The 20,255-nt window shown below is 40.0% G+C and carries 23 protein-coding genes; 11 read left to right on the top strand and 12 right to left on the bottom strand.

The window, feature by feature from the left end:
• Positions 1-12 precede the first annotated feature (12 nt).
• The 3 genes from CL181_RS14015 to CL181_RS14005 all read left to right on the top strand — a co-directional run bounded on the left by CL181_RS14015 (position 13) and on the right by CL181_RS14005 (position 3,490).
• Positions 13-603 (top strand): hypothetical protein, encoded by a 591-nt coding sequence (locus CL181_RS14015; RefSeq protein WP_097299939.1) that lies wholly within the window; start codon positions 13-15, stop codon positions 601-603.
• Positions 593-1,567, top strand: a complete 975-nt coding sequence (locus CL181_RS14010) for a hypothetical protein (RefSeq protein WP_097299938.1) — start codon at positions 593-595, stop codon at positions 1,565-1,567. The genes CL181_RS14015 and CL181_RS14010 overlap by 11 nt, the downstream gene beginning before the upstream one ends.
• Positions 1,568-1,729: 162 nt before the next feature.
• The gene (locus tag CL181_RS14005) at positions 1,730-3,490 is read left to right on the top strand and encodes an S-layer protein domain-containing protein (protein ID WP_097299937.1); all 1,761 of its coding nucleotides are present in this window, start codon (positions 1,730-1,732) and stop codon (positions 3,488-3,490) included.
• A gap of 87 nt (positions 3,491-3,577) precedes the next feature.
• Here CL181_RS14005 and CL181_RS14000 read toward each other — a convergent pair whose 3' ends face one another.
• Complete coding sequence (locus tag CL181_RS14000; RefSeq protein WP_141398919.1) at positions 3,578-4,390, bottom strand: GNAT family N-acetyltransferase; 813 nt, start codon at positions 4,388-4,390, stop codon at positions 3,578-3,580.
• 238 nt (positions 4,391-4,628) lie between these two features.
• Between CL181_RS14000 and CL181_RS13995 the strand changes: the two genes are divergently transcribed.
• The gene (locus CL181_RS13995) at positions 4,629-5,360 is read left to right on the top strand and encodes a 4Fe-4S double cluster binding domain-containing protein (RefSeq protein WP_097299935.1); all 732 of its coding nucleotides are present in this window, start codon (positions 4,629-4,631) and stop codon (positions 5,358-5,360) included.
• Positions 5,361-5,397: 37 nt separating this feature from the next.
• Here the strand turns inward: CL181_RS13995 and CL181_RS13990 are convergent, their stop codons facing one another.
• The gene (locus CL181_RS13990) at positions 5,398-6,147 is read right to left on the bottom strand and encodes a winged helix-turn-helix domain-containing protein (protein WP_097299934.1); all 750 of its coding nucleotides are present in this window, start codon (positions 6,145-6,147) and stop codon (positions 5,398-5,400) included.
• Positions 6,148-6,234: 87 nt separating this feature from the next.
• Between CL181_RS13990 and CL181_RS13985 the strand changes: the two genes are divergently transcribed.
• Entirely contained in the window at positions 6,235-6,474 is a 240-nt protein-coding gene (locus CL181_RS13985; protein WP_097299933.1) for an MTH865 family protein, read from the top strand.
• A gap of 458 nt (positions 6,475-6,932) precedes the next feature.
• Here the strand turns inward: CL181_RS13985 and CL181_RS13980 are convergent, their stop codons facing one another.
• Positions 6,933-7,421, bottom strand: a complete 489-nt coding sequence (locus CL181_RS13980) for a TspO/MBR family protein (RefSeq protein WP_097299932.1) — start codon at positions 7,419-7,421, stop codon at positions 6,933-6,935.
• 34 nt (positions 7,422-7,455) lie between these two features.
• A complete protein-coding gene (gene ftsA / locus CL181_RS13975) occupies positions 7,456-8,826 on the bottom strand; it encodes a coenzyme F390 synthetase (RefSeq protein WP_394336513.1) in 1,371 nt (456 codons plus the stop codon).
• 159 nt (positions 8,827-8,985) lie between these two features.
• Here ftsA and CL181_RS13970 point away from each other — a divergent pair, with 159 nt between their 5' ends.
• Positions 8,986-10,155 carry a DUF362 domain-containing protein gene (locus CL181_RS13970; protein ID WP_097299931.1) on the top strand — a complete coding sequence of 390 codons (1,170 nt, stop codon included), beginning with the start codon at positions 8,986-8,988 and terminating at the stop codon, positions 10,153-10,155.
• A gap of 218 nt (positions 10,156-10,373) precedes the next feature.
• Entirely contained in the window at positions 10,374-10,499 is a 126-nt protein-coding gene (locus CL181_RS21205; RefSeq protein WP_255251578.1) for a hypothetical protein, read from the top strand.
• 89 nt (positions 10,500-10,588) lie between these two features.
• Here the strand turns inward: CL181_RS21205 and CL181_RS13965 are convergent, their stop codons facing one another.
• Together CL181_RS13965 and CL181_RS13960 are read right to left on the bottom strand one after the other, a co-directional pair.
• Positions 10,589-11,890: a helix-turn-helix domain-containing protein gene (locus tag CL181_RS13965; protein ID WP_097299930.1), complete on the bottom strand. Its 1,302-nt coding sequence runs from the start codon at positions 11,888-11,890 to the stop codon at positions 10,589-10,591.
• 34 nt (positions 11,891-11,924) lie between these two features.
• Positions 11,925-12,782 (bottom strand): hypothetical protein, encoded by an 858-nt coding sequence (locus tag CL181_RS13960; RefSeq protein ID WP_097299929.1) that lies wholly within the window; start codon positions 12,780-12,782, stop codon positions 11,925-11,927.
• Positions 12,783-13,298: 516 nt separating this feature from the next.
• Here CL181_RS13960 and CL181_RS13955 point away from each other — a divergent pair.
• On the top strand, positions 13,299-14,144 hold the full coding sequence (locus tag CL181_RS13955) for a Bro-N domain-containing protein (RefSeq protein WP_097299928.1): 846 nt from the start codon (positions 13,299-13,301) through the stop codon (positions 14,142-14,144).
• Positions 14,145-14,435: 291 nt separating this feature from the next.
• Here CL181_RS13955 and CL181_RS13950 read toward each other — a convergent pair whose 3' ends face one another.
• Together CL181_RS13950 and CL181_RS13945 are read right to left on the bottom strand one after the other, a co-directional pair.
• Positions 14,436-14,660: a hypothetical protein gene (locus CL181_RS13950; protein ID WP_097299927.1), complete on the bottom strand. Its 225-nt coding sequence runs from the start codon at positions 14,658-14,660 to the stop codon at positions 14,436-14,438.
• Between the two features lie 460 nt (positions 14,661-15,120).
• Positions 15,121-16,419 carry an IS701 family transposase gene (locus CL181_RS13945; RefSeq protein ID WP_255251586.1) on the bottom strand — a complete coding sequence of 433 codons (1,299 nt, stop codon included), beginning with the start codon at positions 16,417-16,419 and terminating at the stop codon, positions 15,121-15,123.
• Between the two features lie 100 nt (positions 16,420-16,519).
• Between CL181_RS13945 and CL181_RS13940 the strand changes: the two genes are divergently transcribed.
• Positions 16,520-16,720, top strand: a complete 201-nt coding sequence (locus tag CL181_RS13940) for a UPF0175 family protein (RefSeq protein WP_097299925.1) — start codon at positions 16,520-16,522, stop codon at positions 16,718-16,720.
• Positions 16,717-16,902, top strand: a complete 186-nt coding sequence (locus CL181_RS13935) for a hypothetical protein (RefSeq protein ID WP_097299924.1) — start codon at positions 16,717-16,719, stop codon at positions 16,900-16,902. Before CL181_RS13940 ends, CL181_RS13935 begins: the two co-directional genes overlap by 4 nt.
• On the opposite strand, the gene CL181_RS13930 is transcribed toward CL181_RS13935, so the two are convergent.
• The 4 genes from CL181_RS13930 to CL181_RS13915 all read right to left on the bottom strand — a co-directional run bounded on the left by CL181_RS13930 (position 16,883) and on the right by CL181_RS13915 (position 19,323).
• Positions 16,883-17,374, bottom strand: coding sequence for a PIN domain-containing protein (locus CL181_RS13930; RefSeq protein ID WP_097299923.1), 492 nt, complete (start codon positions 17,372-17,374; stop codon positions 16,883-16,885). The genes CL181_RS13935 and CL181_RS13930 overlap by 20 nt on opposite strands.
• Positions 17,375-17,560 carry a hypothetical protein gene (locus CL181_RS13925; protein WP_097299922.1) on the bottom strand — a complete coding sequence of 62 codons (186 nt, stop codon included), beginning with the start codon at positions 17,558-17,560 and terminating at the stop codon, positions 17,375-17,377.
• A gap of 129 nt (positions 17,561-17,689) precedes the next feature.
• Positions 17,690-18,436: a dihydroorotate dehydrogenase electron transfer subunit gene (locus CL181_RS13920; RefSeq protein ID WP_097299921.1), complete on the bottom strand. Its 747-nt coding sequence runs from the start codon at positions 18,434-18,436 to the stop codon at positions 17,690-17,692.
• Complete coding sequence (locus tag CL181_RS13915) at positions 18,433-19,323, bottom strand: dihydroorotate dehydrogenase (RefSeq protein ID WP_097299920.1); 891 nt, start codon at positions 19,321-19,323, stop codon at positions 18,433-18,435. The genes CL181_RS13920 and CL181_RS13915 overlap by 4 nt, the downstream gene beginning before the upstream one ends.
• 110 nt (positions 19,324-19,433) lie before the next feature.
• Between CL181_RS13915 and CL181_RS13910 the strand changes: the two genes are divergently transcribed.
• The gene (locus tag CL181_RS13910; protein WP_097299919.1) at positions 19,434-20,225 is read left to right on the top strand and encodes a carboxypeptidase-like regulatory domain-containing protein; all 792 of its coding nucleotides are present in this window, start codon (positions 19,434-19,436) and stop codon (positions 20,223-20,225) included.
• The last annotated feature ends 30 nt before the right edge of the window (positions 20,226-20,255 follow it).

The following is a 20,255-nucleotide window of genomic DNA, read 5'->3' as shown; positions in this document are numbered from 1 at the left end:
GGAGCAAGTTCGATGATTTCAAGAAAAACAGGGACAATGGTGCTGGCAGGCGCTGTGCTGATGGTAGCAGGTGTTATCGTCACAAGTATGCTGCTTGCTACAAAACCATCAATTATCCAGATAAATGATGGGTCTTTCAAAATCCTTGAACTTCCTTACACTTATACCAGGAACGACGCGTATGTTCTTGTTATCGGCTCCACAGTCGGCGGCATGATGCTCTCGTATATCTTCACAAACCTGCTTGCAGCAGGAAAAAGCGAGGTTAAGGACATGATAATAATAGAAAAACCAGTGGAAATCCCGGCTCCCCATACGGATATTGCTGCTATTGCAGAGCATGTCAACGATGAATCGTTATTGATCGATGCTGTCTTAACCGCACTTGAGGGTGATGAGAAGAAGCTGGTTAAAGAAATAGCAGACAACGGTGGTGAAATGCTCCAGAACGAACTTGTGCTTTCACTGGATTTCTCAAAAGCAAAGGTTTCAAGGATGCTGACCGATCTTGAAAAAAGAGGAGTGGTGGTTAAGAAGCAGTATGGTCTGACCAATAAGATTGCCCTGGCTGATAAGCTGCGAGGTGAGAAAAATGAGAAATAAAATGATAACTGGAGCGATAATAGCAGCAGTATTGCTATCCGGGATGGTGCTATTCTGGTATTTTACACCTTCAGAAATCAGCATTGTAAACATAGATGCGCCCAAAGAAATCGCGATAGGACAGTTGGATGAGCTTAGAATCAATCTGCAAAATAATGCTTCGGAGGATGTAAATGTAACAATAAACGTGAAAAATGCATTTGTAGATGAAAAAGGGGAAAGTTTAAAAGGATTCACAATTCTGGCATATGGAAATTTGAGTAATATGTCCAATTATAAGTCTCTCAATGCAGTCGATAGACCCCAAAAAGAAGTTCTATTAAAACCGGGCAGTAATATCATACTTGTTAGCATAGGATACCAGGTACCAGGCGCACAAAAAGTCGAGGTGGAGGTATACCAGCAGGGAAAATTCGCAGATTCAAGAATAATCGAACTCAATGTTCTCAAGCCGACAATTGAGATTTTTCTTGAGAAATATAAGAGCACAAATGGAACCAATGAAATACACTCTGTTTATGGTTATTTGCGACTAAGAGGAAAAGGCTATGCTCCGGGTGTAGCAGTCAATATCTCGGTAATTGATGAAGAAACAAATAAAACAGTTAAGACGGTTACAAGAGGATATTCTTTACACAGTGAGGAAGACATACCATATTCCTCTCAACCCCTTGTGATCTGGCAGAACCGTATTTTCACCTACGACCCGGTGACGGGGGCAAAAATAGATACCCAGACCGATACATATTCACCCATCGTAGTTATTGAGCTTGCTAAGGATGAATCTTCCACAGAGAAATATGCAAGGTCTCCTGTTGTGGTAAAAGGCAAGATGGGAGATAGATACAAAGTGGTTGTAACCGCAACGTGGGTAGACCAGTTTGTGAGTTCTGAAATGAAGATACCTTCATCCCTTGCGACTTATAAACTGCCGTATCCGTATGGAAGAAAGGTTCAGAAGTGAGCGGTAATAAAAGAGAAAAATTTGAATGTTTACATGGATAGCTATAACGACGGATCCATTCGAAGTTTAAGAAAATCTTGTATGAGTTAGATGTGTAGATGATTGTCATTGAAATTATTTGTAGAACTACCCTGAAAGTACTACAAAATCACAGGAGAAAACTTGGCCAAATTGACATTCGAAAAAGTGAAAGGTATGAAATGGATGAAGTGTGAGAGTGAACCATCCAGAATTTTTCAGTCGATGCTACTTGTCTCAACCATTGGATTTACGATACTATCAGGATGCGTATCACAACAGCCCGGGATATTAAAAGTCAATCTGACAGACTATGACTCCCTCGAAAGAATTGAAGGTAATGTTACAATCCCCAATATTGTAATAATTGGCGTTGAGTCGATTAGCTCGCCTGTTTATAGGGGAACGTCGACTAATCTCAAACTTTTCATAAGCGGTAACAATATCACCAAAGGAACTGGGATCTCCCTTGACTATAAAACACTGCTGCTGCACACGGATGGTCATTTTGAATCCAATTCCGGCGTTGTTGAGTTAATCCCCGATAAGGAGATGTTGGTCTTCAAGCAAACCATCAAAGGATGGGATGTACCCGAGAAGCTACTGTATTCCAATCTGACGATCAATATAAGTCCTAAAGCTGCTGATGGAAGTTATTACATACTTGTGGCTGCAAAATATAAAGATTTACAGGTCGGGAACGGTATATTGTCCTTTAAGATCGGTAAAGGCACAAAGATGGATTTGCAGGGGAGAAGCGAAGATGAAGAGAAGCTGCTGCATATGGGAACGTGGAACATAGGTTATGAAAGATACGAGTCCCCTCCCTTAAATTATACTGAAAAAGAGGATGCGAAAGCAATAGCAATCAATGATTCATATCTAAAGGGCAGGAAGTATAATATCACCGAAATTTCATCAGAGACCTACGATCTTCAGAATTTTTATGGCTTTTTGCCTGTTGTCACTGTGGACATTGGAGAACCAGATAGACCTGGAGAAATAGTCCGCTATACAATCGACCTTGAAGAAAAGAAAATATTTAAAATGGCCATAACTCCACGAAAGCCTCTTGTGAAATATTTCGCAGGAAAGGCTTTTGACGAAAGTGCCGGGAACCTTACGAAACGATGGAGTGGGGAGAATTTTACAGGCTTCTGGCATGAGCCTGGGACAAATACCTCAACTGAAACACTGGTAATAGATCAAAACGTATTGAATACCACCCACAGGGTTATAGAGAAACATAACCTGATATATACAACAAGCCCGGTACTTTTGAAGTACAATGTCTATGCACATGCCAACATAACTCCGTCCGGCATAGATGGTTATTATTCTGCAATCGGCTGGCTGGGTGAAAAATATGTGTGTTTGCCTGGAGACAGGCTTGCGAGGATAATTTTAGAACAAAACGCTACTGAACTGAAAACTATGGTCACAGGGGAGACATGGAAATTTGGAGAGGGGTATAAGATTTATATCAATTCAATAGCTGCAAAGGCTACTGGAAGGCAGGGATGGTTTTCACTTTTTAAGGATAATAATATAATTGAAAATGTAATTTTCCCACAGATATATACTTATACCTATCCAGGGGATGCAAATTACAGCATTCCAATCTTTGTTACTTACATTTCCAACATGCGCTCGTTACCTGAATCGGATGCAGTAGATTTCAAATATGCATGGCTCAGGTCCCAGGATATTGTCGAGATCGGGAAAGGCGTTACCTTCGGCGCCATGGAAGTAATTTCTGTTGAAAACGGTACAATTGAACTCAGGAATAAAGATCCGATTGATCTGTCTCCTGGAAATGCTACCCATTTGATGGGGGATATCAGCATTCAGGTTGAGAATTCTAAAACTGGTTTAATATTTTATCCAATTAAATGGAGAGTTTGAACTTCCATATGCTTAGTTCAGCTGTAGCTATGCTACATTTTTATTGAAAAATATGAGTAATGGTAGATAACGGTTCGCAGATACAGGTTACCCAAGATTTCCACCTATTCTATTAAATACTTTACCAGGTTGCCATGAAAATTCCTTTCCCAAAATCATTCTTTTCGCTCTTTTTATTTCTAAAAATCCATTTTCTTTGAGAAATTTGATACCTTCAATATTATCAATTGGTAAAACTCCTTTGTTTATGATTGAATATCTTAATTTCATTAATTCAATCCCAGCCTCTACATTATCAGCAATAATCAAACCTTCTCCTAATCCTGGTATATAATAACCAGTTAGCTTTCCATTTTCTTGATAAACATAAGAATTCTCTAATTTATCATTTAACAATACTCTTCTATCTTCGCCTGTTACAATTTTATCTAAAAAAAATATATTCTCAATATTTGTGTTTGTATATTGAACAACATTTTTTGATCTATAATAATCTTTTAACGGTTCTTTTCTTTCAAAGAAAACATATTCTGTTTGTTCTTTAAAACCTGCTTTTTTATAAATCGGATATCCCATATCAGTTGCAATCAATGAAATTGTTTCAAAACCAATTTTTTTAAAATTTCCCAATAAATGGTGAACTATCAAGCTTCCTATTCCTTTTCTTCTAAATTCCGTATTTACTATAATATGAGCTAACCAGGCTGAATTATTCAATAAGATCGCAGTTCCTATACCAACAATTTTATTTTCAATAACAACTTTAATTGGTCTGCAAAAGGGAATATTTAGATAATGTTCGAATATTGGTATTATATCTGGCCAGCCATCAGGTTGTAATTCTCGAAGATAGTGAATATCATTTTCTATTATTGGTTCAACAATCATGTTTGTTTTCAATTAGTTTTTATCCCTCTTTTGTTTTACAATTTTGGATAACAGGATCAACACAATCAAAGTGCATATTTGGTTTATATTTTTCGCGTTCACGACGAATTATTAGAGGTAGTTGTTTATATCCTTTATAATTTGGGCGGTGAGCGCTTCGCACGCTCTTTTTTTCATGATGATGTCTGTAGTGGTCAGCAACATTTAAGTGCATACGAACATTTACTATTTTAAATAGAGTAGGAAGATCATGTTAATTAAGAATAACAGGAATTTGAATCAACAACTACACAATTTAGCATCTATTAATGGAGCTGACCATTTTGGTGTTGCAGATCTTTCACAAGCCCATACGGCTATACTTGAACAGGGAGGCAGTTTCATAGCTGGCTTTCCTTTCTCAATCTCTATTGGGATATCCCTGCTTAATCCAATTGTTGATCTTTTGCCACAGCGAAATGAAAAAGCGGTAAGAGTGAGCTACCGTCATAACGCTTATGATATAGTTAATTTACGGCTGGATCTTGCAGCTTCGGTTATTAGCGGTTATCTCCAAAAATCCGGGTTCAGGGCCTTACCGATTCCTTCCTCAAAGCGTGTAGATGATGAACGTGTTTGTGCATCTTTCTCACATAAGCTGGGTGCTGATCTGGCCGGACTGGGATGGATCGGAAAGAGCTGTTTATTTATCACGCCAGAATGCGGACCAAGAGTCCGTTGGGCAACTATACTGACTGATGCACCACTTGAATCTACCGGAAAGATGCAGCAGGAACAATGTGGAGATTGCAAAGAGTGCATTGACATTTGCCCGATACATGCGATCACAGGGAGACCATTCAGATCGAACGAACCACGAGAAGAAAGATTTGATGCAAGAAAATGTGACCAGTATTTTGATTCCATGGAAGAAAAAAATGAGATAGCAGTCTGCGGGTTGTGTTTGTATGTGTGCCCATACGGAAGAAAACAGAAAATATGAATGAATTGTTAAACTTTAAGGGATTAACATAGAAGTATCAGGACTTCAACACTGAATACATATCACTGACACTTTTCATGACCTTGAAACCCTTGTCAGTGATCATGTAATCACCGCGCTCATGGCGCTGCAGGATCATCCCGCTGTCAAGCAGTTTTTGCAGGTGGAAAAGCAGATTGCCCCCGCGAAGCCCTGTAAGTTCGGAAAGCGCGGAAAAGGTTTTTGTTTCTATTGCTATCGCTTTTAAAATTTGCAGGCGCTGTTTATTGGATAATGGTTCAAATATGCCGGCTATGAATCCTTCCGGAACAGGGGATATCTCATGTTTTTGTTCTTCATTTGAGCTGTATATCTTGAGAGAACGCATTAAATTGACCTGGTTCCCAAAGAGGCCCTGTACCTGTGAAAAGCATTTCTCGCACTGCTTTGATGGAGCATTACTTCTCATGTCATTTAATTCGGATTGGGTTTTCAAAATAGCATCTTCACTGACATTTTCATTCTTTAATAGACCTGCATTCTTTTGCAGGAATCCTGTAAAGCTTGATTTACATGTATCCCTCATATCACATTTTTTGACCATGTTGCTTTCAAGACCTTCTTCAATGTCATCAATAACGTATCCTATGATCGCATTTGTAAAATTAGTCCTGGAACCCGAAAGAATGTGATCAAGGTGCTGCTGGCCTGATCTTTCCATAAATCTTTTCATATCATTATGTATCTCATAGAGCTTTTCTTTTATTTCGAGGAGATCCTTTTGAGACTTTTCTTTTTTATCAGCCATATACGAGTTGTTTTATTATATCAGTTTAAAAAGGTTTCTATTACAACTATCAAGGTTATATTTGTATATTGAATTGAGGTGTAATAAATGCCAGAATGGAAATACACGAACAAAAAAGTAACAGGTGAGAACATGAGCGTCAAAGAAGAGATCCATGCCCAGATCGTCGGGGCACTCAAAGGTGCGAAATTCCCGATAGAGACACCGGAAAAGCTTATTTCTGCATTCCCTGACGGTGCGAATTGCGGATGTAATCGTTCAAAGAGCAGGGCTTTAAGCCCTGTTTTTTTAATGGGCGATCAGCATTTATCTGCAAAAATTATATAATATTCAATATATAGATATCCTGCGGCGGTACGATATGTGCCTCTGTTACCATTCCGGATTTTACTATATGCTTTTTGCCAGTAATATTTTTCATATAGGGAACAAGCTCTCCTGGCTCCCTCGTCACAACTTCACCCCGCAGTCGCCCGCGTGCTTATGAAGATCGAAGCCGCAAGCTCCATGGTCAAAGCTCAATAAATTTCCGCCACGATCTTATTCCATTCAACATTCTCTTTTTTCTCAGCGCCTGATCGATCTTCTCAGGAAACAAACCTTAGTTATCGGAAATTTATCGGCACTGTTTAGAAAAGGTATCGATCCATCCCGCGAGCGGGGCGAAACCGCTAACTGTTTCTTCGAGAAGTTCAGCTCAAACGGCACTCCTGGACTTGAGACAACCATCGAAGAAGTGATCGTCAAGACCTTTCACTCTTTATGTACCGAGATTATCAAAGAATTCAACTATTGAGTCTCCATATCATGAAATTAAGGATCGCCGCAAAACTCACCCAGATTATATATGGGATAAGCAAAAGACCTGCTGTTCTTGATATCTTCATGAAAATCATTATTGTAAATGCTATTGATATCCACAGGATAGAAATTTCTATCAGCCCGGAAAGTGGGGACCGGAGGCCGAAGAACGCTGCCGACCACAGCACGTTCAGGATCAACTGGACCGCAAAGATGACAAGAGCATTTTTGACCTGTTGACCTTCAAGACCCCTTCGCCATACCAGATAAAGCGAGATACCCATCATAACGAAAAGAGTGGTCCATACCGGAAAGAATAACCAGTTCGGAGGGGCAAAAGAAGGTTTGGTGAGCGTTGCATACCATGTCGGTATCGCCGGGATCGTAAAAAACGAACCAAGAAAACCCGCGAAAAGACATATTGTAATGCTTACGATCAGTTTGACCGACTCATGTACATTCTTGTTTATCATGTATTATCTCCCTATTTTGAACTGATTCATAGCTCTATCTTCTATCAACCAGGCGCTTTGGTCTGCCCTTTATCCGGTAGAGTTCCAGATCCCGAAGACCTGCAAAGTTGAAAATGATCTTGAACATTCCTTCTGCATGTACTTGCTCAAGGAGCGGCTTATATCTGAAAAATGTCCGCAGGAAGTTCTCTTCAACAGCTTTTCTGTCACACTTATCCCTGTCAAGACATTCAACGCTCACTCTCAAAATCGTCTCTCCTTCATCATCGCCGCCATAAAGGAATGCCTCATATTCCCCTGTAAGGTATTCCATATTCTCGCGCTGGAATACTCCCCGCTCCACATCCACACGGTTAAAGGGAGTTTCTGCGACCCAGAAGGTCTCAGATTCACGTTGGGGATTCATGATCTTCATATGAGTCCTGCCGCAGGCGCATCGTTTCCTTGTGATCACAGCTGTAGTGTCTTCGGTATCATAGTTCAGCAACAGGGTACCGGATTTTCCACCTACTGGCAAAAGCGTTGTAAGGACGATCCTGCCGCAGTCACCATCGCGTACAAAGTTTTTCAATGCAGGATCATAGATGTCAAGGTGAACCAGGTCTTCAGGCACGTGGAGCCCACCCAGATCGGTGCACTCACCGCACATCGTTCCTTCCGTGCTCCCGTAGGTGTTATAGACCTGGCAACCCCACATCTCGGCAAGGTATGCACGCGACTCATCGGCAAAACTCTCCCCTCCGACAACAAGGCGCCTGATACTTGATTCCTGAGGAAGGATATTTTCATTTTTCATCTGCCTGGCAAGAGCCAGCAGTTTGAAAACGCTCCCGACTATCCCGGTGGGCTTATAATTCTTTATGACGCGGGATGGAAATGTGCACTTTCCTATCGGGATGATCGTTATACCAATTTCACGGGCAGCAAGGGTCATTGTATTGGCGCCGATGTTCATGCCATATGACGCACAAACAACCACCCTATCGCCAGGGCCAAAACCCTGTGAGACAAAGCTCCTCGCATATTTTTCAGCATACCGTTCCCAATCCTGCCATGTGAGAAAGAATGCTTTTGGAGTCCCGCTTGTTCCTGATGTCTCATGAAGTGTGAAAACCTCCCTCCAGTCTACACTTCTGAACTGGAAATCTGTACTTTCCGGCGGCTGGTACTCTCTTATTGTTTTGCCAGATATTATGGGCAATTCCCGAAGATCTTCATGTGTGCGCACATCGGATGGATTTATTCCGTGCTCCTTGAACCACTTTTTATAGAAAGGCGAGTTTTCGCTGGCATACTTGACAGTATAGCGTATACGCTCTTCTATTAGCGAATCAAGATCTCCCCTACTCATGGTCTCTATTTTTTCATTAAAGAACACAATAACAGATACAACCTCAAGAATAATATGGTTTCCTATTGATATGCAGGCGTTAACTATATCATTATCGTAGAGCAGTTTTAATAGGATGACAGTGCAAGCCCGTTACTTATTTTATTGCCATTTCAATTCAAATAAACCCCAATACAATAAAATAAAAAAGTGTCAGGATGGGTAAAGTAAAATATGGAAAAGCAAACTGAGAGCAGTAATCTTTCTACAGTATCGCTTGTAAGGTGCCAGACCTATGGTCAATCAAATATCGATGCTGCGGTTGAAAAGGCACTGGAGCTTATTGGCGGAATTAAAAGCTATGTTAAACCCGATGATCGTGTTCTTCTGAAGATAAATCTCCTGACAGGTGATGTTCCTGAAAAAGCAGTTACCACCCATCCGGCGATTGTTCGGGCTATGATACGTCAGGTTAAAGCAGCCGGGGGCATCCCCCAGGTTGGCGATTGCAGCGGCTATGAGGGGGGGCCAAATTATAAAAGATACATTGCAGCATGTCGTAATACCGGTATTATGAAAGTATGCGAGGAAGAAGGAGCCCGGATCCTGCATCTCAGTGCAGAGTCTATCGAGGTAAAAAATCCCGGTGGCCGCATATTCAAGAGCTTCATTTTATCAAAGCAGGTCCAGGAAGCTGATGTGCTGATATCTTTACCAAAACTCAAGACCCACGGGCTGACATTATTTACCGGAGGGGTGAAAAATAATTTCGGCTGTGTAACAGGTCTCAATAAAGCAAAAATGCATCTTCGTGCCCAGGACCCGGAAACATTTTCCCAGATGCTTGTGGATCTACTTGGCATAGTGCGGCCTGAATTGACAGTAATGGACGCAGTTGTTGGTATGGAAGGGAACGGACCCAGCAACGGCACGCCAAGACAGGTCAATGCAATTCTGGCAAGTTGTGACCCTGTGGCACTTGATGCAGTGGCCTGCAAGATGATCGGTATAGACCCGTTCATGGTACCTTCCACCCGCCTGGCACACGAACAGGGCATGGGAACTGGAGATATTTCCCATATCGATGTATCTGGAGAGGATATGAAGGACATGCAAATTGAGGACTTCAAACTTCCTTCGGGTACTGCATCATTTTTCCGTGCAAGGGGTCTGATGCGTTTCCTTCGCAGTATGCTGGTTGCAAAACCTGAACTGGTAAGACAACAATGCAAAAAATGCTGGATATGCATGGAACACTGCCCTTCTGGTGCGATATCAAAAAAAGAAGACTATCCTTCATTTGATCATAAGAAATGTATCAGATGTTACTGCTGTCAGGAACTGTGTCCAGGTAATGCCATTGAATTAAAGACTCCTTTTCTGGGCAGGTTTGTGAAAAATTAAATTATATTATCAAGGTCATAATTTTTTGCATTAACTGCAAGAAATGGCTCTTGACAAGGGTTGTAAAAAGCGTGATTTTTCCGCTAAAGCGTGCCAGAGCGCCCGGAATGTCCATTGTGCGGAAGCAGGATTATGGCTGCGCTTAAGCCATGGGAAGAAGAGGAAATAAGATCGCGAAAAAGAAGAGGTAGGACAAATCAGAAGAGGAAAGAAAAAGAATGGCGCAGGTTTTCAAGAACATGAACCTTATTCTCTTGCACGAGAAGACTGTTGCGATTGCGCTTGCCTCAAGGGGTATGGGCATGAGATTGCTTCAAGGGTTATCGGGAACTGAGGGAGGATAAGGAGGAGTTCTACAGGGATATTTTGATCGTTGAGAGGAATTATGCGAAGACGAAGAGGTTCTGGGAGTGGGGGGAGGATGTGAAGCATTTTATAGATAACCACGAACTGTGTCTATTCCATATTTTTTCTTTTGATCATAAAATTCATCCAATTCAATTCTACTCGCAATTCTATCTGTAGAGCCACTTCTAACATAGATGCCTTTATCCCTTAGTGTATAGGGCTTATTCGTTCCCTCATTAATTCTAATGACAATTATCGATCCATCATCAGTTGTAACCTTTTTTATATCTGGCGCAATAAACGGGTCACATCGACTTTTGAGACTACTTACTATTGCTTCTTCAATTTTATCCTGGTCACATCCTACAATGTTTGACTTATCATCCACACCAATGAGTATAGTTCCTCCTTTACCATTGGCAAAGGCTACAACTGTTTCTGCAAACTCTTCTTTATCTTTATTATTCAGTTCTCTCTTGAACTCAACATACTGATTTTCACCTTGTTTTAGCATCGTAAGAATATCACTTTCTTTAATATCGATTACTACATCTTTTGAGGGTGAACTTGGCCAATTTAAATGAATTCTTCTGAAATCTAGAATTTCTCCATCGTTCCTTAATAAATAAACGCTTATCATATCAGGTATGAAATCAATATGGATACTCTTGGGATTTTTATCAATATGAAAATCTTCGATTTTTATATGCTCTCCCTTTTCATAGTACAGTTTTCCGACAAGCTCTCCTTGATGCACACCGTTAACAGTTATTTCCAAATTCAGATGATTTGAGCCTATTGTAAGTTTGTCAATCTTGAGTTGATAATTTGGAATAAAAATAAAAATGCTGCTTGGATGATTTTCTAAATCAAAACCAAAATAATACTTTATTGCTTTTTGAGCGTATGGGAAGTGAGGATACTGGGGGCTAACAAGTGGTTCACTCGGTGGATGGCCCCGTTCATTATCATCTAATCTGAAAATATAATTATGCATAGGCCAATCATTCTTATACGCATCATCGTTGCTGGAACGATAGCGCCAATATGTATCGTATTCAAAAGTTCCAGTAGCTTTTACATCAGGGCAGTCGTTGATTTTTAAATCTCCTCTCAATATAAAATCATCAAGCATAATTAAAAAATCATCAATAGTAATACTGATCTTGTTTAAAATAAAGCCATCATATTCTAATTTTTCGGAGATTTTTTCATCTGTATTTGATAGAATAATTTTAGTAAATGCATTTTTCCAAGAATCTTGAGCTTTAGAAAGTGCTGTTATAACCAAAGCTGATTTGTAAGTTCCTTCTCGTTTTTTTATTAAGTTTTTTATTTCATCTCTGATTTGTTGATCAGCAGGGGATAAAGTATTATCGTCTCTCATACATACACCATTTGTTATTGTTTGCCTGACTGTTTCAGATATTCAATCTATTTTCTATACCTTGTTTTAATTCTTGTAGCCCTTCACTATTTTTTAAATATTTTAAAACTCTATGATGTCGAAGGTCAAAAGGAATATCCTCAATATTTTGAGTTATTGGAATCACATTTTTCCCTAAAGTATGAGCAATACCAGCCTCATAAAACACATTTGAATTTTTTCCTGAAAAATCTACAATAACAATTGAAGAACAATAAATTAACTCAAAAATATCTTGAATTATAGTGCTATTATTCCAAAGGTCATCTACCCGACTGCATTGCATATTAACATTAGAACAAGCTGCCTTTATAGTTTCAAGGACCTTATCAAATTTCATATCAAATGGCATCATAACAGATACTAAATTATTTACAACAGACCTTTTGGGAATAGTGAATACTGAAGGTGAAAAGGTAATTACTGTTTTCACTTCTTTTATATTAATTGAGGTCGAAATAAAACCATCTATAACTTTACAAAGAGTTACATTACCTGTATTTTTATCTTTTTCAACAATTAGATTTTGTGATTTGAGAAGTTGATTTACTTGTTCTATTGCTCGTTCGTGATTTAAATCTATAAAATTAGTTGGATCTAAAAGGTGTTCTATAACTCTTTTTAATTCCGGCGAAGGGAAATCAGGCTCTAAACTCGGTTTCTTATTTAACTCTTCTAAAACGTTAGCAACCCACTTACTCCTCCAAGGAGCTTCATGGCGATAATCCAAGTCGATTCCTCTAAAAAACGAGGTCAAAAAAGATGTTGAACGGTATGGAAAATTCTTAGGAGGATTATCTCCACAAATCATATCCGACAAAGCATCTATCACGCTTGGTTTTAATTTGGTCATTGTTTATCTACTCATTTAATTCTATTTAAGATAAATCTGCGCTTTCTACATATTGCTCCCATATTATTTCATCATCTCCAAATCTCCCACCGCCGATTTCTGCGCCCCCTCTGTTCGAAAATTTGCGGTTGACTTGAAACGGCTAATTTGCAGGTAAATATGGTGTTAAAATGCGGCTGTTCTTTGCGTTGTTTTATGCGATATTCACCGCAAAGCTCACAAAGAGCGCAAAGCTGTGGCGTCCTTTGATTATGTGTTCATGCGCCGCAAATGGATTTCACATCTGCGTTTATCGGCGTCCATCTGCGGTTCCAAATTTTCAAATCCATTCATTGATGCTGAAATATCGGCGCCGATAATTAAATAATATAAGTATATTAAATATTGGGCGCAGGACAGGAGGAATGAGGAGCAGAAAGACCTTTTTAAAAATCACTTTCACACCGCTATGCTAATCCTTTTAGACTCCAAAGACATCTTAACAAAACAAGAAAAATACCTATAAGAGATATAAACATGAATTCAAAGGATGCACTTGTTGTTTTTGAGGGAACTAAAATACGGCGAACATGGAACAACAACGAATGGTGGTTCGTTTTAGAGGATATAGTATATATTTTAACCGATTCCAGCGACCCCAAACAGTATATTCAAAAGATGAAACAAAGAGATGAACCCCTGGCAAAAGGGTGGGTACAAATTGTACATACCCTTACAGTAGATACTCCGGGAGGGATGCAAAAAATGAATTGCGTGAATACAGAAGGAGCATTCAGGATATTACAGTCCATTCCATCCCACAAAGCCGAACCTTTTAAATTATGGCTCGCAAAAGTTGGCTATGAACGTGTGCAGGAGATAGAAGACCCGGAACTGGCACAAAAACGGATGAAGGATATCTATAAATTGAAAGGCTACTCCGAGGAATGGATCGAGAAAAGAGCAAGGGGGATCGCGATAAGGGATGAACTGACTGACGAATGGGATAAAAGAGGCGCAAAATCCAGACAGGATTACTCTATTTTGACTGCTGAGATATCAAGAGCTACTTTTGGATTGACACCCGCCGAATATAAACGATTAAAAGGATTGAAGACTGAAAATTTAAGAGACCACATGGATGATATTGAATTGATACTCACAATGCTTGGCGAGGCTACTACTACACGATTTACACGCGACAGGGATTCACAGGAGTTCCCTGAGTTGCGAAATGACGCAAAAGATGGCGGAGATGTAGCGGGAGCGACACGAAAAGATATCGAAGGAAAATTGGGAAAAAGCGTGGTTTCAAGCGATAATTATCTCGAAGCGCCGGAAAAGACAAAAAGAATAGGAAGAAGTTCGAAAATTTGCGGTTGACTTGAAACGGCTAATTTGCAGGCAAATATGGTATTAAACTGCGGCTGAGCTTTGCGTTATTTAAAGCGATTTTCTATGCAAAGTCCGCAAAGCTGGGGCGCCTTTTGATGCTGGGGTCATGCGCTGCAAAGGGATTTCGCATCCGCGTTTACCTGCGTTCATCTGCGGTTCCATATTTCCAAAACAGTTCATTGATACTGAAATATCGGCGCCGATAATTAAATAATATAAATATAATAAATATTTGGAGCAGGAAAGATGAATGATTTATGATTTACACCTTAACTCAGCTTAATCAACAGTATTAAAATCTTCAGATATATCTCTCAGATCATTCATGAAACGATTATCTTTCACCGCTGTTTTTAGTTCTTGAATTTTCTGTTTGAAACTATCCTGCCTTTTTTTCATAATTAAAATTACTTCCACAATTTCATTTTCAGGAAAATCCTGAGGAACCTTTATTTTTAGTTCATGATTTCGGGGTATCCTTAAAATTTGTTTAACAGCTTCCAAGTCATTCCTCCATTGATTTGAATTTCATCTGATGTTTTATATAGTAGATTCTTCTTTACATAAAGCTACACACTTCATACACTTAAAAAATTTTGTTAATATCTGAAACGCCCTATAAAAATTGCTGTTTGCGCAGGAATTTGAACCTTGTGTTCTCGCATGGAAAGACCGCGACGATCGCGCTTGCTTCAAGGGATATAGGCATGAGACTGCTTAGAGAGTTATCGGGAAGCTGAGGGAGGATGAGCAGGAGTTTTACAGGGATATTTTAACTTGACTTTGTTACATTAATACTTAATTCTTGTAAGACACTGTCTTTAAAGAGTTATACCTGCCTGTCTTCCAGAAAAAGTCATGAACCAAAATAAAAATATTCAATCACCTTTACTTTTTCCTGTAATTGTCCAACAAAGAACAAGAGAGTTATCACTAAACACAGTTGGTTGGTATAGTCGCTGATTTATCTTTGTTTATTTCTACGGTGATGAGATTTTCTTGCTGATAAACGTGCTTTGTGTTTTTGCAGGATAATCGCCAGAATTTCCTCTTCTGTAACCTCTTTTCTTGGCATTATGACTTCAAGAATTTCCTTAACATCCTGAACTGACGTAATAGGAGCCTTTTTACCAAATTCAATCTGTAGTTCCATAATAAACAACATAGCAAGTAGAGTCATTACCATATGATGGTGCCAGGCTGTCCAGCCTCTTACCTGATAATCTGCCATTTTGGTATTACCTTTTGCATCTTGTAAAGCCCGTTCCATCCAGTACCGACTACATGACATTCGACCCAGTCGCTCAATGCTTGTATCGGCAGATGCATTTGAGAACTGGTATTTTGTTTCGTTATCTCCTTCATCTTTACGAATGATAAGCCAGGTTTCTTTTCCAGGCAGTTTATTCTCGACAGGATACACACGCAGACATGCAAGTTTGCTCCAAAGCTCTTTTCTCTCAGTCTCTCTGAGAAAAACACGATGATATTTGATGTCTGGATGATCTATCAGTTTCTGTACTTTCACCGGTTCTGGCTCTGCTTGTGCTAATTTTTCTATTGTAGGATTGCGTCCACGTGCTCCTTTTTTCTCAGGAATTTCTGTTTTTGGTAGATTCAACCATACCTGTGTGTCGCAGGGAACATCAGCGATATAGATCAGTTCACTGTTATCGATCTCACTACGCAGCCATGGCTGTTCTCCATAAAAGCAGTCCATTCCAATCCATGCAAACGGAACTCCACGCTCTCTTGTATCTAAGATCATTTCCAAACCAAGTTCTGCTTTGGTTTTGAATGTAACATCGTCAGGTACACCACATTGAATGCGGCGAACTGGATCATTTGCCCAGTCTTCAGGAAGGTACAACCTCTCATCAATCAAGGTTCGTCGATTTCCATTGGTGTATCCAAGATAAACGCCAACCTGGCAGTTATCCACTTTCCCCAGACGACCACAATATTGCCGCTTCACTCCAACAGAATTCATACCGGATTTTTTGAAGCCTGACTCATCGATATGAATCGAACCGTTGTTTTTATCTCCGATTAACTGTGTTACATCTTTCTGGATTTGATCAATCACAGGCTTTTCATCCCAGGGCGAATCTGAGATGAAATTCTGAAGCACCTGATTGTTTGTATCAGGTACGTTTCTGGCATAATTTACCATGTTGCCTCTCCCTTTCTCAAGAAATATCCCCTGAAGATATTGAAATGATTGTTTCCCTAAGCTGCGTGTCTTCGTTTGAAAACTTAATATATATTTCTTATGGAACTGCTTTAGCCTATTGGTTGATACTTTTAAAGACGGAGAGGTTCTGGGAGTAACTATTTATGAATTCAATCACTATATTTTGAATATGAGTAAAGCAGTACAGGAATGGTTGATTGAAAATGCACTGGAGCAGTACAGGGATAGGAAAATAACGATCGGCAAGGCGGCAGACATGGTTGGCATTCCTATTCGTGAGATGATAGCTACCGCTGCAAAGACGGGAATACCATTCCAGTACAATATTGACGACCTCCAGGAAGATTTTCGTGCAGCAGAGAAGCTATGATAGTCAGCAATTCGACAATATTGATCTATCTTGCAAAGATTGGCAAACTCAATTTACTTAAAAAATTATTCACTGAGGTTTTCATACCTGTGGAAGTATTCAATGAAGTAGTCGTTAATGGAAAAGAGCAGCAGCATATTGAGGACGGCTGGATGGCAACGTCTAAGGCTTCCACATTTTGAGAAAATCCACCCTCTCAAAATCGCCATCGTTGGTCGCAATATTTTCAATTCCGCAAACCCTGCAACAAGCGCAATGCAGCGCATCAGAAAATAATAACCCATATTCCATCGAGATATCCAGTGTCTCATCCAGATGTTTAGAGGTATCGATGATCTTGAATCCATAATCGTTAAGGACTTCCCTGCTTGCCTTAAATGGCTGATCCAATTTTTTAATATAATCCGGATTGCTCTTAAGAAATTTTATGGCCTCCTGAGAAGTCAATTTCTTTTTGGAGTAAACTTCAAAAAGCACAAGTTTATGGAAAAACTCATCAAGTACTGTTGAGTTAATATATCCATCAACTTCTCCATATTTAGCCCTTCTTAGAAAATCTTCGCATGTTTCAGTATAGCGAGTATTTGTAAAAGCATAAATCAGAATACTTGTATCAATAAAAACTGAGCCTTTTGCTAACTGCCCTAACCCCAATCAAACCAGCTCTTCTATATCTTTTTCTGCAATCTCCAGAACAATATCTTCAGGAACATCTATTTTGGTTTTAACGATTGGCTCTTTTTTCAGTTTTACTAATATCTCTTTTTCATTAGATTTTAAAGGCCTATTAAGCAAGAGCGTTCTTTTATCAAGCATTGTTCCATATATCTGTGCAGACATTTCTACCTCTTGGAAGAGATTTAGACTCTCAACCAATATATACATTTTCTAAGCAACTTCAGGATAGAAGGCATGATGTGTTGAAATCTTCAAATGTACCTTTCAATCATTCATCTGAGGTTCTTATTCTTAAACCCTCACCCTCTCCCCACACTCATTTCTCCTGTAAACCCCGAACTCGCTGTTCTTTAAAACCTCTCCACCAAACACAGGCCCATCCTTGCATACGCGCAGGCCATCCACGCAGCATGCCCCGCAAATCCCGATGCCGCATTTGATATAGCGGTGAAGGCTGAATTGTGCTTTTCCAGGGTCGACTTTATCAAGGACTTTCTTCATCATAATTTCAGGGCCGCAGCAATATATCCGGTCATAATTTTCCTGCTCAGGAATCAATTGGGTCACATATCCGTGTATTCCTTCTGATCCGTCATCTGTCGCGACCATCACCGATCCTGCGGCTTCAAAACGTTCCCTGAATACAAGTTCTTCCTTTGTCTTTGCGCCAAGAAGCGTTGTGACTTTTAGTCCTTCTGAACTCGCTTTTTCAGCAAGAGGCGAAAGCGGAGCTGCCCCGACCCCGCCTGCAATCAGCAAAATATGATCTCCTTTCAATTGGAACCCGTTACCAAAAGGTCCGCGGATGCCAATTGAGTCGCCTTCGCCAAGTTTGAACAATGCTGATGTTGCAGTCCCTACTTTCTGGACAGTTATCGCATTATTATATGAGAGCGCCATCGGGATCTCATCAACGCCGCGTATCCACGCCATCACGAACTGGCCAGGCTCCGGATTAAAAGAGGTATCAAAGAAAAAAGTCCTTACCGTTGGCGTTTCTTCCACTACCTTTGTTATTACGGCATTCACAGGTTTCATATTTTATGCGCCATCCCATAAATTTCATTGAATGTCCATTCTTTTTTTGCCAGGAATGTTTCCATACCCTTTGATATGTCGTTGAAAATATTGATGTTATTCCCCACAGCAGAGCCGATTTCGACTGCAAGGGCCCCTGCCATTATGAACTCTACCGCATCCTTCCAGTCCGAAATCCCGCCAACGCCAATCACGGGTATATCAAGAGCATCATAAAGATCATAAACACACTTTATTGCAGCTGGCTTTATTGCGCGCCCGGAAAGACCCCCAAACCTGTTTCCCAGTAGAGGATAACCGCTTTCGATATCTATTGCCATCCCCCTCACAGTATTTATCGCAACAACTGCATCAGCCCCTCCCCGCTGGGCTGCCAGTCCAATACTTTTTATATCTGTGACATTGGGCGTTAATTTTACCCAGACCGGCGCATCAGTTGCGGTTTTTACTGCCACCGTGATATCTTCCACAAGATTTGGGTCTGTACCGATATCTGCGCCATAACCGTGAGCATGCGGACAGCTTACATTCAGCTCAAACGCATCAGCATCCAGTGTTCCTGCGATTTGCGAAAAATCAAGAGCGCATCCCCCGAAAATACTTGCGATCACAGGCACACCCGAATCCTGCGCAATATCAATTTCCTGCTGGAAATTCTTATAAGAAGGATTTGGAAGACCCATTGCATTCAGGTAACCGCAATCCACTTCAATCATGCTTGGATTAGCGTGCCCGGTTTTTGGCTCGATCCCCAGGGATTTTGTGATGACCGCAGCTGCTCCATTATCCGCAATCCGCTTGAGTGAGCCGCCTGTTGTCCCCATGACCCCTGCTGCAAGAAGTAGCGGATTTTTTAGTTTCAGTCCTGTTAGAGTTAGTGAGAGCATCAGGGCTAACCATGTTAAGACCGTACTTAGCTTTTTTTATTTGGGAACTTTGACTCACAGATATTTTAAGGCCATGAAATTGATACCTATGTTCATTAAAATCATACAGTATGAAAAACAATACCAAATACATAATAATTTTATTCTCATTAACATTTATCACTAACCAGGTATCTGCCGCTGAAGTAAAAATCAGTCCAGTAAACCAGACAGTAACTCAAGGTGACATATTTAATCTGAATGTATCTATTGATCCATCAGGTACAGAAACTGCAGGTGTACAGTTGAATGTCGAATTTAACAATTCCATGCTTTCCTTAAATAATGTTATCGAAGGGGAATTTTTTAAACAAACAGGAGCCAGTACATTATTCAACAAGGTTATATTAAATAATTCAGGCGTTACATCAATAAGTGTTTACAGCGCTATTCTTGGTCCTTATAAAGTATCCACTCCCGGAACATTTTTGACTATCAACGTTACCGCTACAGGTTCGCAAGGACAGGCCGGAATATATCTTTCCAATGTAAATATTGTTGATCCGGCCGGGAATTACATAACTGTTAATGTAATTAATGGAAGTGTAAATATCGATAGATTTTCCAGTACACTTCCATTGGTAAGATATATCAATGGTACAGTACTTGACAGCGTCACTAAAGCAAGTATCATCGGTGTGAACATATTCACCAACACCAGCATTTCAACAACGACTGATGCATCAGGGTTCTATTCACTGGCTGTTCCTTATGGCACATATGATCTTACGGCTGAATTCGATCCGAAGTATTATTCGAATAGTACAACAATCTCAACAACTTCAAGCGCTGTTGTAATGCAGGATATTGAACTCGTTAAGAAGCCGACAGGAACTATAACCGGAATTGTTACACACAATTAACGATGGAACGGAACAAGAGCCTGGGTACGA

This window comes from Candidatus Methanoperedens sp. BLZ2 (genome assembly GCF_002487355.1).
In the GTDB taxonomy this organism is placed as follows: Archaea; Halobacteriota; Methanosarcinia; order Methanosarcinales; family Methanoperedenaceae; genus Methanoperedens.
Note: the sequence above shows the minus strand (reverse complement) of the source record. Positions and strands in the feature narration are given on the sequence as shown.